The 14,398-nt window shown below is 59.9% G+C and carries 7 protein-coding genes and 2 tRNA genes; 8 read left to right on the forward strand and 1 reads right to left on the reverse strand.

What is annotated here, in order from left to right; genetic code table 11:
- From mgtE to KBX14_RS08735, 4 genes are all read left to right on the forward strand, one after another.
- Positions 1-1,362, forward strand: a complete 1,362-nt coding sequence (gene mgtE / locus KBX14_RS08720) for a magnesium transporter (RefSeq protein ID WP_256042338.1) — start codon at positions 1-3, stop codon at positions 1,360-1,362.
- A 69-nt stretch (positions 1,363-1,431) separates the two neighbouring features.
- A tRNA-Arg gene (locus KBX14_RS08725) sits at positions 1,432-1,507 on the forward strand.
- A gap of 460 nt (positions 1,508-1,967) precedes the next feature.
- Positions 1,968-9,500, forward strand: coding sequence for a carboxypeptidase regulatory-like domain-containing protein (locus KBX14_RS08730; protein ID WP_256042339.1), 7,533 nt, complete (start codon positions 1,968-1,970; stop codon positions 9,498-9,500).
- A gap of 143 nt (positions 9,501-9,643) precedes the next feature.
- A complete protein-coding gene (locus tag KBX14_RS08735) occupies positions 9,644-11,587 on the forward strand; it encodes a hypothetical protein (RefSeq protein WP_256042340.1) in 1,944 nt (647 codons plus the stop codon).
- 76 nt (positions 11,588-11,663) lie between these two features.
- Here KBX14_RS08735 and KBX14_RS08740 read toward each other — a convergent pair whose 3' ends face one another.
- The gene (locus KBX14_RS08740; RefSeq protein WP_246814881.1) at positions 11,664-12,695 is read right to left on the reverse strand and encodes a prephenate dehydrogenase; all 1,032 of its coding nucleotides are present in this window, start codon (positions 12,693-12,695) and stop codon (positions 11,664-11,666) included.
- A 52-nt stretch (positions 12,696-12,747) separates the two neighbouring features.
- Between KBX14_RS08740 and KBX14_RS08745 the strand changes: the two genes are divergently transcribed.
- The 4 genes from KBX14_RS08745 to KBX14_RS08760 all read left to right on the forward strand — a co-directional run bounded on the left by KBX14_RS08745 (position 12,748) and on the right by KBX14_RS08760 (position 14,132).
- Entirely contained in the window at positions 12,748-13,230 is a 483-nt protein-coding gene (locus KBX14_RS08745) for a tRNA adenosine deaminase-associated protein (RefSeq protein ID WP_256005963.1), read from the forward strand.
- Between the two features lie 40 nt (positions 13,231-13,270).
- Entirely contained in the window at positions 13,271-13,699 is a 429-nt protein-coding gene (locus KBX14_RS08750; protein ID WP_256042341.1) for a nucleoside deaminase, read from the forward strand.
- A gap of 89 nt (positions 13,700-13,788) precedes the next feature.
- The gene (locus KBX14_RS08755; protein ID WP_070363288.1) at positions 13,789-13,995 is read left to right on the forward strand and encodes a CsbD family protein; all 207 of its coding nucleotides are present in this window, start codon (positions 13,789-13,791) and stop codon (positions 13,993-13,995) included.
- 49 nt (positions 13,996-14,044) lie between these two features.
- Positions 14,045-14,132 (forward strand) — tRNA-Ser (locus tag KBX14_RS08760).
- The last annotated feature ends 266 nt before the right edge of the window (positions 14,133-14,398 follow it).

Raw genomic sequence — 14,398 nt, forward strand, 5'->3', positions numbered from 1 at the left:
ATGAAGATCAATGACCCCGAGCAGCTCTACGAGCTCGAGCGGCGGCTGGAGGACCACGACCCTGAGATAGAGGAGCTGTCGGAACTTCAGGAGCAGCTGAAGCACGTCCGCCTCAAAGACATCATCGCGATGATTGAGCGCACCGATGTCACAAACGGTGCGAAGATTCTGCGCCTGCTGTCGCCGGAGCGCTCTGCGGTCGTCTTCGACGTGCTGGACCCGGCGCACCAGGCAGACATGGTCACCGCACTTGGCGACGAAGCCGTCGTCGGCTTCTTCGACGCCCTCGGCGCCGAGGACCGCGTGGCCCTCCTCGACGAGCTCCCTCCCGAGGTCGCCGCCCGCCTTATGCACGAGCTCGACGAGGACGACCAGCGCGTCACCAACGTCGTCCTCGGCTACGAGAAGGGCACCGTCGGCCGCACCATGTCGCCGGAGGTGCCGCTGGTCACGCCAGAGATGACGGTCAAGGAGGTCGTCGATAATCTCCGCGAGAACGTCGACAGTCTGGAGACGATCTACACCGTCCCCGTCACGGATGCGCACCGCACGCTCGTAGGCATCGTTTCTTTACGACGCCTCTTCCAATCCAACGCCAACCAACCCGTTTCCGAGGTCATGCGGGAAGCGCAGTACGCTTACGCCTCCGACGAGGCAGAGGACACCGCGCGCTGGTTCTTGTCGTCGAACTTGCTGGCGCTGCCGGTCGTCGATAATGAGCACCACCTGGTGGGCATATTCACATACGACGAGGCCCACGACATCGTCGAAGAAGCAGACAGTGAGGACACAGCCCGCCTGGGTGCGTCCGAGTCCCTGAAGCGCCCGTACCTCTCAACGCCCGTGCAGGCCCTGGTCAAGAGCCGTATCGTCTGGCTGCTGGTGCTTGCGGTCTCCGCGATCCTGACGGTGCAGGTGCTCGGTATCTTCGAGGACACGCTTGAGAAGGCCGTCGTGTTGTCCTTATTCATCCCGCTGCTGACGGGTACCGGCGGTAATACCGGCAACCAGGCCGCCACCACCGTGACTCGCGCGCTCGCACTCAATGACGTCCGTAACCGCGACGTGGCTAAGGTGGCGTGGCGTGAAATGCGGGTGGGGATGCTGCTCGGTGCCGTGCTCGGCTCGCTGGGTTTTGTGCTGGCAGGGCTGGTGTTCGGGCAGTCGGTGGGCATTGTCATTGGGTTGACGCTGCTGCTGGTCTGCACGATGGCCGCAACCGTGGGCGGTGTGATGCCAATCATCGCTAAGACCATTGGCGCCGACCCAGCCGTGTTCTCTAACCCGTTTATCTCTACGTTCTGTGACGCCACCGGTCTGATTATCTACTTCTTTATTGCGAAGGCGGTTCTGGGCATCTAACAGGCGTTTTGCTGCACTCGCAGTTTCGGTGTAGAGTCTCTTTCGTTGCCTACAAGGCAGCAAAACACCGCGCCCGTGGCTCAACGGATAGAGCATCTGACTACGGATCAGAAGGTTGGGGGTTCGAATCCCTCCGGGCGCACCAAATAAAACCCCAGTCCACCGCGTGTGGGCTGGGGTTTCTGCTTTATTCTTTGAGGCGGTGCCAAAAGACGCACCCCTTGAAATCTAGGCCTTTGCTGACCTGTGTGTATATTGGTCACGTTTTCTCGAATTGCGTCTCTTGGCACTCATTCCCTCATCGGCAATCAGCGAAATGTGGAAACAAAGGGGGACCCCGCTGCTCTCAGCTTTTTGCAAGGTTTGCCCGGCGTGTGTTGGGGGTGCCTGATTGATTTGGACTAAGGGCGCAGGTCGGAGGGGGCGTTGATAATTGGAGCGGTGCGAAGAGGGGATTTGCGATTCTTGCGCTGCATATATGTAGCTCTTAGCTTGAGTTGACGGTGGTAAACGACGTATATTTGTACAGATTACTTAGGAGAAGTCTGTGCGCTTGCTCCTAGGCTTCGAATTTCTCTCAATAACGTACGAATCAGGAGACCATAATGACCGGAAACGGTAAGTCCGGACGCGGGCTGTTTTCCAGCATTCGCAAAGCGGCCGTTGCTACGGCGACCGCTTTCTCTTTAGCTATCGGTGGGATGGCCGTCCCGGCGGTGAGCGACCACGCCGCCGAGGTGGCGCTGCCGTCGGCGTCGGCAACTGTTATCACTGATTTGCCCATTCAGCAGGCAAAAGTGACTAAAAAGGGGCAGCGAAAAATTTCGTGGGCGATACAGTCTGTAGGGTCGGCGCGATATCCAATCCCTATCTCCGGGATTTTTACAATCACTCCTTGGCTGGAGTCCAAAAAGCCGATCGTGCCGATCGGTAAGGTAAAAGTCCAGATCAAGCAGGGTGCTGAAGTTGTTGAGACTCTAGGAGAGTTTGATTTTCCGATCACCTCTGACGGGAAGTCCTATAAGCTTGATCTCTCCTCCAAGTGCACCACCTCTTCGCCTTGTTACCTCCCACAGTCTGACGTCCACTCATTGTGGATTGAGTCTGCGAACGATCTCGATCGAAAGCTCTTGGGAAACTTCGAGCAAGGTCGCCTTCAGGGAGGCTTTGGGCACCGTGAAGCTGAGGAAAAGAAACCAGAAGCCCCCAAACAAGGTTGGGTAGCGGGCCTTGTACAGGTACCGAATGGCTACTCGGCCTCCGATGTTGACCTGAAGATTGATGGGCGCCCAGTTCAAGTTGGTGGCAACGGCTGGTTTGTGAGCGAGAAGTTCAATGCTGGGACGTACGGCTGGGAAGCTCGCCTGAACGATAAGACTTCAACGTCAAGCGGTAGCGTTACAATCAGTGCTGACCAGCAGTCCTACCTCAATATCAAACTTGAGGAGCGCAAGGGGACCGTTTTGGTCCATATGCACGATCGTCATGGCTACCCGCTGTGGAACACGGGAGGTAGCCTGCAGATCAAACGTACCGACCTTGGCCCGAGTAACGGAGCTTCAATTGACCATGGGAATTGGTCGTCGACTGAACTAACCGGAAGCTACGGCGACTACCAGATTTGGTACAGCGGCTCGGATGAGTACTTCCCTACATCAGCACAGTCGTTCAATATCCCAGGGAACCGGCCAAGTGAAATCAGGTTCTACCTGCAGCGCAAGGAGGTAAGCGGTAGGGTTTACCTGCCGTCTGGTTACTCGTTCAATGCTGCGCAGGGGCTTACCCTCACAGTGTTTGACCAAAACAAACGCGAGGTCCGGAAGGTATCTCTCCTGGACTCTGGGGATTACAAGATTCAGGGTCTGGACAATGGAAGCTACCGCTTCCAGCTCTCTGGTGACTACATCAATACCGTTTCACGAACGGTGAATATTAGTAACCGTACGATCGACGGAGTTGACTTCCGACCAACGTTGAAAGAGGCCCGCGCTAAGGTAGAGATCCAGGTCCCAAGCAACGAGAACTTTGATGGCGGAAAGATTCGCCTGAAATACAACAATCAGACTTGGGGTGACTACCCATACAAGAATCAAGCAGGATACGACCTCGGTGTTGTCAACCCAGGTGAGGTATCCGTCCAGCTGATCGACCGGAACGGAAAGGTCGTAGGCAGCGGTTATGAGTTCGTGCTTCCAGGCGAAACTAAGATTGTGCGCGCCACAGTGTCCAAGACGCTGGCTTCCTACCAGGGCGTGGTGCTTGACCAGTTCGATAAGCCAATTTCTGGTGCCACGGTCTCTGTAAACGGCAAGAGCGTGAAGACGGACGGTCGCGGCCAGTTCGTTGTTGCAGGCGTGAAGCCCACTGCGACAGTTCAGGTCAAGGTCGATGCAATTGATAACTACACCTACGAACTGAATACGTCAGTGCCTGTCAATAAGACTGAAGGCGGCAAAACCTACGATCTTCCTGACCCGCTGAAGCCGAACTTTATGACGAAGGAACTCCTTCTCCAGTTCCTCGGCGGTGAAGAGGGCGCTGCGGGCGTGACGTGGGAAGTCGCTCCGAGCCCGAACCATAAGAAGGCAAACGGGGCTGAAGGACGTAAGGGCGTCACTGATAAGAACGGCTTTGTCCAGCAGGTGCTGTACCCAGGCACCTACGATCTCAAGCTGACTTCTCCGAAGGGCGACCTGGGCGACAAGTACACGTTCGAGAATGCTCCTCGAACCGTCACGATTGATCCCAAGAATGGCATGCAAGTCCAGGAGATCACGCTGAAGAAGAACCCAGGCGAGATCAACGGTCGCGTCATCTACGACGATGGCAAGCCAGTGGTGAATGCCGAAGTTCGAGTTGGCAATGAGACGGTTCGTACGAACTGGAACGGCTACTACACCTTTAACAGGGTCGCGGCTGGTACTGACTCGGTAACCGTTGCTGCCGCAGGTGACGGCACCTACGCAGAGGCCTCGCAGAAGTTCTCCGCGCTCAAGGCAGCGGAGAGGAAGACTGTCGAAGACATCAAGGTCGACCGAGCAACCTCCCGCATTGAAGGCACCGTCCGCATCGACGGGAAGCCTGCTTCGGGTGGTGTCTCGGTGGAAGCAAAGGGCCAGAACGGCGCGTACATCGACTTCGGTGGCGTTGACTCGAGCGGTAAGTTCTCCTTTGCAAATACCGGTTCCGCGAAGCTGCTGCCAGGTAAGTACGAGGTCACGGTCCGAAACTCGGGTGATGGCCGCTTCGACGAGACGACCAAGTCTGTCACCGTCAAGCCTGGAGAGGCTGCAAAGGTTGAGTTTGACCTCAAGGAAAATCGCGCTCCAATTGTCGCGACCGTCCGTAATGAGGCCGGCGAGCTAGTCAGTGGCGCAAAGCTGACTCTCAAGGACGTTGACACTACCTGGACCGAAGGCGAGCGCGGCGTGTACACCTCGGGCAACCTGCCTGCTGGTGAGTACATCGTCCAGGTTGAGGCAAACGACACTCATGGTTCGACGCAGGGTAAGGTCACCGTGAGGTGGGCTGCAGGTGGCCGCGCTAACTACATCGTCACGCGTAACCCGGGCACCGTCACGATTAACGTCACTGACGATGCAGGGCAGCCAGTAAACGGTGTGAAGGTACGGCTTAAGGGCACGCAGTCTGACGCTTACAAGACGCAAATCAACAAGGACTTGACCACCGCAAACGGCAAGGTCGCTTTCGATAAGGTTCCAGTCGGTACCTACAAGGTCACCATTGAAGACTCTGCAGCATACGACGAGGCCCAGGCTATTGAACTCAAGGTCGATGCAGCGGGCAACGTCGTTCGCGATGTGAAGCTGCGTCGTAAAGATGCATCCATGACGGTCCACGTCATGGATGAGAAGAGCCGTGCTATCTCGTCACCAGTCATCAAGCTGATTGATGAAAACGGTGCAGAGACCAAGGGCACCGGTGACGTGAACGGCAAGGTCGAGTTCAACGAGCTGCGCCCAGGTACTTACACGATTGAGGTTGAGCCAACGGATCGCCACAAGGGCGGATCGAAGTCCGGCGTCACCATCAAGCCTGGCACCACAGCAGCTGATAACAAGGAATTCGTCAGGGTGACCAACGAGTCCGCGACGGTGATCGGTACCGTCGTCGACGAAAACAAGCAGCCAGTTGCTGGCGCCACCGTCAAGGTGACGAACGAAGGCACGCAAGAAGTCACGACTGACAAGGACGGCAAGTTCGTCGTCGAGGGCCTCAGCGAAGGCAACGCAACCTTTGAGGTCCCGAAGACTAGCGAGTACACCGGTAACAACCTCACCGTGAACGGTCTGCTGCCAGGTGATCAGAAAGAGATCACCATCGAGGTCACCCGAGACCTTAAGCGCCTCAACGGCTCCGTGCTTGACGATGGCGGCAATGCCATCGAAGGCGTCGAAGCACAGTTGATCCAGAACGGTGAGGTAGTAAAGACCCAGACCACCGATAAGTCCGGTAGCTTTGCATTCGACAAGATGGAGCCGGGTACCTACACGGTGAAGGTCGAGGAGACTGACACCCACCTCGCTGGTGAGAGCGAAAGCTTCGAGGTTGTGCTTGGCCAGGGTACGGATCCTGTCCAGGTCTCCTTGCAGCGCAAGCCAGGCAGCATGAAGGGTAAGGTCGAATTCTCGAACAACAAGGTTGTCGACGGTGCCGAGATCCGACTGGTACCGGAGTCCGGCGATCCAATCGATCTGGAATTCAACAACGAAGGCAACATTGCCGTGCCAGAGCTACCAGCAGGTACGTACAATGTTGAGGTCAAGTCCCCGGACAACTACAAGCGCGTAAGCGTTCCACCACTGACGGTCTACCCAGGCAAGGAAGCTGACTTGGGCGTGATTAAGTTCACCGCCGAGATCGGCGACGTTGCAGGCACTGTCCGTGACGAGAACGGCGAGCCTGTTGGCAAGGTCAAGATCAAGCTGCAGCGAGCAGGCCAGCAGCCAATCGAATCTGAATCTGCCGAAGACGGCACGTTCTCCTTCACCAAGGTCCCGGTGGGCGATTACACGGTTGACGTTGTGCAGCCGGAGAAGTTCAAGTCGGTTCGCGGTCTGACCGCCACGGTGAAGCCTGCCGAGGAAACGGCTCTTGACATCACCCTCGAGACGAAGCCGACGAAGGGCACCATCAAGGGCAACGTTGAGGACGAGGCCGGTGAACCGGTTGCGAACGTTGGTATCTCGCTCGAGCCGACCTCCGGCAAGGGCAACACCATCGACGTCAAGGTCGCCGAAGACGGCACATTTGACGACGCCACCATCCCAGCAGGCTCCTACAGTCTCAAGGTGACCCAGCCTGTTGGCTACGAACCGGTGGACAACATCCCGGTCAAGATCGACGCCGGTAAGGAGCGTGTCGTCCCGACCATCACGCTGAAGAAGAGCGAGGTGGAGGCCGAAACCGGTAGCTTCATCGGTGGTGTCTACGACAAGGCGACGAATGCTCCGCTGCCGCAGACCGGCCTGGTTCTTGTTGGCGACGCTGGACGCTACCCGGTGGCTATTAACGCTGACGGTTCGTTCCGTCGCAACGGCATCCCAACCGGTAACTACCAGTTGAAGATCGCGCAGCCGGAGGGCTACCTCGAGCGTGCGGACATCACCGTTGTCATCGAGACGAGCCTGGACAACTATGCCCAGGACATCAAACTGGAGAGGATCCCAGTTGAGAACACCCCGACCACGGGTACCCTGCAGGGCAACGTGCTCGGCGTGAGCGAGGGCAAGCCAGTCGAGCAGATTGCTGGCGCGAAGGTGAACATCCTCCGCCTCGGTGGCGGATCTACGCAGGTCACCACGAACGATTCCGGTATCTTCACCGCTTCCGGTCTCGAGCCGGGCGAGTACGTCGTCCAGGTGGAGGCACCGGAGGGCTTCAATACGCCGCGTTACGAGCGTGTCGTTGTTGAGGCTGGCAAGACGAACGACGACTTGCGGGTCTACCTCGAGCGCAAGCCGACGCCGAACCCGAAGCCAGGTGCAGCACCAGGCACGATCAGCGGCTGGCTCCTTGATGACGGCAACTACCCAATCAAGGGCGGCACGGTTCGCATCAAGGGCACCGCAAAGAATAAGGACGGCAGTCCACGCCTTGACGAGGACGGCAAGCCTATCGAGACACTTCCAGCGGTGAAGATTGGCAAGGACGGCTACTTCACCACGGATCGCCTTGAGCCAGGTGAGTACACCATTGAGCTCGACGTCCCAGATGGCTGGCCAAAGCCGAAGGGCTGGCCGAAGAAGGTCACTGTTACTGAGGACAAGGCGATTGAGCTTGGCCTCGTCAGCATCAAGGCACCGCGAAGCAACGTCGAAGGTGTTGTTGACGACGGCTCCGGCAACCCAGTCGAGGGCGTCATCGTGACCGCGACCGACCCGCGTGGTGAGACCAGCGCGGTCGCGACCGACAAGGACGGCAAGTTCGTCTTTGACAAGGCGCTGCCGGGTACCTCCACCATCGAGGTGTTCACCCCGCAGGGTATCCAGAACGTCGACCCAATGTACGTTCCGGTCAAGCCTGGCCAGGACGTTGCAATCCCGGGCGTCCACCTGACGGAGAAGCAGCTCAAGCTGAGCAAGCGTGTCCGCGGGTACGACGCCGACGATATGGACAGTGCCCCGATCCTCCCTGAGGACTGGGACCTGATCTACGGCTTCGTGATCACCAACGAGACCGACGAGATCATCAAGAACATCACCCTGGATGACCCATTCCTGGGAGATGCCAAGATCACCTGGCCTGAGGGCTGGGAGAAGCCAGAGAATCGCACGTTGGAGCCGGGCGAGCACGTGTTTGCCTCCGCGAAGATTCCGCCGCAGAAGGACATGTCCGTTGTGAACAACATCGCGACGGCCCGCGGTACGGGCAGCAAGGGGCAGATGGTGGCGTCGACACCTGATAACGCAGTGGCAAGAATTGGTTCTGCCTCTGTGGAGAAGAAGGTCAACGCACGGTTCGGTGTGGATAAGAACAAGCCAGTGTCCCTCGATGTGGATGAAGACATGTACTTCACCTACGAGATCATGAACCGTGGCGCCGCACCGATGTACAACGTCACCCTGACGGACGAGGTCTGCGAGTGGAAGGAAGGCACGAGTGAAGACGATTCCAACGACTGCAAGCCGATGGAAATCGACCTGCCGAGCGACTGGAACCGCACCCTGCTGCCAGGCGAGCGCGTCTTCCTCACCGCTGCGCTACCGCCGCTGAAGCCAGGCACCCGTCACCACAACAAGGCGCTGGTGAAGGCCGACCTTGACCAGCCGCGTCGTAGCCCAGGTATTGAAGAAGAGAAGGGCATCTACGAGGAGGACCCACCGTCAATCCTGACGGTTACCCCGAACAAGAACTCGTGGGGTAACGCACACGTGATTGTGTCTGAGGGCAAGACCCCGAAGGGCTACATCGATGGTGTGCTCAGCGGCCTGCCGGCTGGCCTGCTCACGGAGGCGAAGGTTGAGCTCATCTCGGAGGACAACAAGACCTCCCTGAGCGCAACCGTCGACGGTAACGGAAAGTTTGCCTACGGCAACGTCACGCCAGGCAAGTACAAGCTGCGCGTGACCAACCCGTCCGAGGACGTCATGAAAATCGCTGGCGAGTACGGCATCCCGACCGAGAAGGCAGCCAAGGGTGGGAAGATCACCACCAAGCTGTTCGAGGTCGAAGCAGAACAGCCGACGGACCTCAGCATCCAGCTGGTGAAGGCGGAAGTTCCGAAGGAAGGCAGCTCCCTTGGGCGCTGCATCACGGAGACCTCCTCCGCCTCGAACCCGGCGATGTACCTCATCCCGCTCGGCCTGCTGGTCGGCGCGATGGCGGGCAGCCTGGTCATCTACGAGGATCAGTTCAACGCCGTGGTCAAGCAGTTCAACCAGGCCATGCCGCAGCTCGCAATCGAGCGTCCGGCGTGGATGAACCAGATCAGCCGCCAGCTTGAGCAGCTGCACCCAGCAGCGGGTCCGGCAGTGCTGGCCATCATCCTGGTCGCGGTCGGTGCCATCGCGGTGGGCCTTGCTTACGCAGCCTGCGAAGCTGGTGCTGACGGCTCCAGCAAGGGTGAAAGCTCCAGCAAGAAAGAGCAGACCCCTAGTGAGGAAAAGGTCTCTTAGCCCAAAGCGCTAAGGACGAGCGAAAAGCAACCCGCCACCACGAAAATGGTGGCGGGTTGCTGCTTGAGAAGTACCACATCGTTTTGTACATTGAATGGTGGATTACTGGGTTTGCAGCCCCGCAACCTATACGAGAGGGAACAATGAAAATTTCGAAGACCGCTGGTTACTACGGCCGCTTGGCGATGGCGTCCGCACTCGCCGGGACATTCACACTCGTCCCAGTGGCAGCGAACGCTGACACCACGACCGAGACGCCCACCCAGGCGCCCGTCACCACGACAGCAACCGCTCCTTCGAGCATTGCTTCCTCCAGCGTGACGCCGAGCGCCAGCGCCACCCCAACCGTGAGCGTTTCTCCGTCCGTCGCGGGTGCGCCAGCAGTGGCGACGACGCCAGCGAAGGCGAAGAAGGCGTCGACAAGCGATAAGCCGGGAACCGGCACGAGCGGTGTAGAGCTCGAGTCCGGTGCGTGGACGTACACGGCGGTGGCGGGGCACCCAACCGACGGCAGCGTCTACGCGCTGTCCACCGCGCCGCAGGAGAACCACCTGCTGAAGATCGACCCGGCGACGGGCAACGTCGAGGATCTTGGGGCTGCACGCGTCGAGCACGGCGCACTTCCAACCGACATCACCACGGCAACCATTACCTCTCATGGTCGCCTGATTGTGTCGGAGGAGCTGGCCAAGGACGGCGACAGCTACTACGCCATCGACCTGGACAAGCTGAGCACGGCCTCCACCCCGGTGTTCACCGAGCACAAGGTGTCGGTGGATACCTTCAGCAAGCCGAAGGACTTCAAGGCACCCGGTGCGTGGGGCACGGCCTCCAAGAAGGTCGACCCGAAGGGGGAGTACCTGCACGCATACGCTGAAACCCTCGACGGCAAGCCAGCGCTGTGGACCCTGAACACCGACACCGACAAGCTCAGCGTGACCACGTTGAAGGTGGCGCGTGGCGTGAAGACCGAGGGCATCGACCGTCTGGGTGAGGTTGCCTACGCAGTGACCAAGGACACCGACGTCTTCGTTGCTGGCGACAAGGACGGCAACACCGTCGAGTTCAAGCCGACGCAGCTGAAGATCGGCCCTGGCGACGAGCTCGTGGCCACGTTCTCCCAGGACGGCGACGACACGCTCAGCGAGGTACTCGGCACCGACAAGAAGTTCGGGTTCACCGCCATCAAGCACGCTGGTGAGGAGTCGGACACGAAGACGCCGTCCGCGGAGTCGGACAAGCCTGCGGAGAACACGGATGAAAAGACGGCTGCATCTGATTCGCCTGCGTCCGAGTCCACGGTGACGGAGACGCCGAAGCCTACTGAGCCAACGACCCCGGAGACGTCGACGCCTGCAACGACAACGACTCAGACCACGACCACTAAGAAGGAAGAGGCCACCGAGCAGCGCACGCTCGAGGTCGAGATCTACGCCGGCACTGGTGAAAAGAAGAAGCCGGTCGAGGGCGCACGCCTGGTCGTCCCGAGCCTGGACAACCTCGAACTCGAAGGCGCAACCGACGCCGACGGCTACCTGTCTACCACCCTGCCAGCAGAGCTCAACGACAAGAGCTTCACTGTCCGCCTCGTAGAGGCACCGGAAGGCTACAAGAACAAATCCATCCAGATCAAGAAGGACGACCTGGTCAAGGAAATCACCCTGAACAAGGACACCCGCGCAACGAGCACGATGTCCAAGCCGCAGGAGATCCTTGAGGTATTCAAGGAAGTCAAGCCACTGCTCGGCGCGTTCGGTGCCCTTGCGGGTGCAGGCGCGGGAGCTGCAGGTTCGAAGTCGACAAGCTCGAAGACTTCGACGACCTCGACGTTCTCTAACTCGAAGAGCTCCGGCACCGTGTCCACCGGACGCACCACCAGCGCAACGTCCCGAAGCACGGCAGCGTCCCGTTCCACGGCGAAGAGCACGTCGCGTAGCTCCAGCAAGTCCTCCTCGACGACCACGTCGACCCGCAGCGGGGACCTCGCCGATACCGGTACCCCGATGTCCGGCGTGATCACGCTCGGCATTGTGCTGTTCCTGATCGGTGGCGCGTACGTCTTCATGGGACGTCGCCGCGACGCATAAAGCGCATTAGCAGTACAGAGTAAAGGCCCGAAGGGAGTGATCCCCTCGGGCCTTCGTCATACCCAGCAAACGCGAGCTAGAACACCTCGACGCGCCCGCCCAGAGACTCGATCTGGCGCAGCTGCTTCACCCAGCCTGGCGCGCCCGGGTGCAGGCGCATCACAGGGCGCGAAGAAATCTTCACCGGTGACACCGACTCACGTCGCGCGCCCGAACGTGCCAGCATACGGGTGTGCGCCCGGTGGCCGTTCTCGGCGAGGCGCTTCATGGAAGGAGCGTCGGCGGAGAGGGCGGAGCGGGCGTCGGCAAGAAGTTCGGTGAACTCGTCGATGATGCTGACGAGGCTCTCCGCGTTGGTTTCGCACATGTTGCGGACCAGCGACGGGTCCGTGCCCGCGACGCGCGTGGCGCCCTTGAATGAGCCAGCCGCAAGCGACTGCGCCAGGGTGCCGCCGCGATCCCCGACCACCGACAGGGCCTCCGCGATCACATGCGGAAGGTGGGACACGCGGGCCACTGCCTCGTCGTGGCGCTTCACTGACACCGGCACGGCCTCAGCGCCCGTCACCGCGACCAGGTTGCACACGTCAGCGAACAGGCTCGCCCACGTCTGCGGCACCTTGTCGACGCTCTCCGCGTAGTCATACGTCACCACCCACGCCGCGCGCTGGAACAGCCCCTCTTGGGACGCCGACCAGCCGGAAAACTCGGTGCCGGCCATTGGGTGCCCGCCAACGTAGCGCTCCTCAAGACCGCGCTCCAGCACGAGGTCGTACACGGGCTGCTTCACGCTCACCACGTCGGTGATGCCGCAGCTCGGGGCGTGCTCCGCGATGGCGTCAAGGACGGTCGCCACGGCATCCATCGGTACCGCGATCACGATCAGGGCCTGCTGCGCCTCTGCCTTCTGCAGTGCGGCCTCGAGGTCGTTGGTGACGTCGAAACCATCTTTTTGCGCAGCCCTCGTGCCCGCATTCGAGTGCGTGTAGCCGAACGCATCGTGGCCAGCCGCGGTGAGGTCGCGAATGATGGAGCCACCGATCAACCCCAGCCCAACAATGCAGACAGGAGGCAGGTGGCGCGAAGAATGTAGGAAAGAGGCAGTCACGGTTTCACATTCTAGTGACAAATTCACTGCGTGCAGGCTAATGTCGTGAGACATGGCACAGGAATTTCCAGACGGGTACGCAGTGACAGTCGCCCAGCACGATGGCGCATGGTCCGTGCACCGCTACAACGACAACTTCGACTCGCTGGAAGACACCATCGCCGCAGTACGCCGCCTCCGCAGCGAAGGTCCGGCGTTTGCGCTGCTCAACGTCGAAAATGAGTACGTTGTGGTGCTGCGCCCAGGGCCGAATCGGGCACGCATTTTGCTGAGCGACGCCCCCATCGCCGTCGACGACGACTACGCCGCCGACGCCCTCGAAGAAGCCGGCTGCGACATCCCCGACATCGACCCCGATGACCTCGACGACACCGACAGCTGGGCCGACGGCGACTTCGACATCCTCGCCGACCTCGGCCTCACCGAAGAACGCCTCAGCCTCCTTCTCGACGCCGACGAAGAACCAGCCGACCTCATCGACGACATCGCCGACGCGCTCGGCTTCGCCGACGAACTCCAAGAAGCACTGCGGTAGCTTGGTTTCCTCTAGCTGGCAGCGGCGCGCCACCGCCCGCATGCAACAAGCGCTCGACCTCGCAGCCACGACCCCACCCGGCGACGTGCCCGTCGGCGCCCTCGTCTTCGACGCCGACGGCGAAGTGATTGGCCGCGGTGTCAACCGGCGCGAACAACGCCAAGACCCCACCGCCCACGCCGAAGTCGAAGCCATCCGGGACGCCGCGCGCACCCTCGGGACCTGGCGACTCGACGGCTGCGAGCTCGTCGTCACGCTGGAACCCTGCACCATGTGCGCCGGGGCCCTGCTCGGCGCCCGCATCGACTCGCTAATCTTCGGCGCCTTCGAGCCCAAAACCGGCGCCGTCGGCTCCCTATTCGACGCCCTCCGTGACCCCCACCACCTCCACCAAATCCAAGTCCGCGGCGGGATCATGGAACCCGAAAATGCGGCACTGCTCGCCGAATTTTTCCGGGACCTGCGCTAATACTTAACCGAATCGTTACAGCGCCGCCCTGCCAAAGTGGCTACCATGGGGAACCGTTAGCTTACAACGAAACGAAAAGGAGCAATCTCATGGCTTTTGAAGGAGCAGCAGACAAGCTGAAGGGCACCGCTAAGGAAGCAGCTGGCAAGCTTTCCGACGACAAGTCCCTCGAGAACGAAGGCAAGGCCAACCAGCTCATTGGCGATGCAAAGGATAAGGTCAACGAGGCTGCCGATTCCGTCAAGGACAAGGCAAACGAGGTAGCCGCCAAGGTCGAGGACAAACTGAACGACTAGTCCCCGCCTTGATTTGGTTGCTCGGGCATTAACCGTTACTCTGGTTTGCGGTAGCGTGTCCGAGCGGCCGAAGGTACTCGCCTCGAAAGCGAGTGAGGGTAAAACCTCCGCGGGTTCAAATCCCGCCGCTACCGCCAATTAAAAACAACGCACCCTGGGTTCGCCTGGGGTGCGTTGTTTTGGTTTTGGGGGCCCCGAGTGCGCGAGTGCCAAAGGACGCAATTCGCAAAACGAGCATTTGTATTCCCGCAGGCCAGAAAAGGGCTAGAGGTATGGTGTTGCGTCTTTTGGCACTCGCTCCTTTGTATGTGCACCACATTCCCGGATTTTCCCTAGGTGGCAGGCTGGTTGTGGGCCAAAACCCGAAGGAGGTCCGCACCCATGTCCCCGCACGATATTCCCC

This window comes from Corynebacterium sp. CCUG 61414, assembly GCF_024453945.1.
Classification (GTDB): domain Bacteria; phylum Actinomycetota; class Actinomycetes; order Mycobacteriales; family Mycobacteriaceae; genus Corynebacterium; species Corynebacterium pseudogenitalium.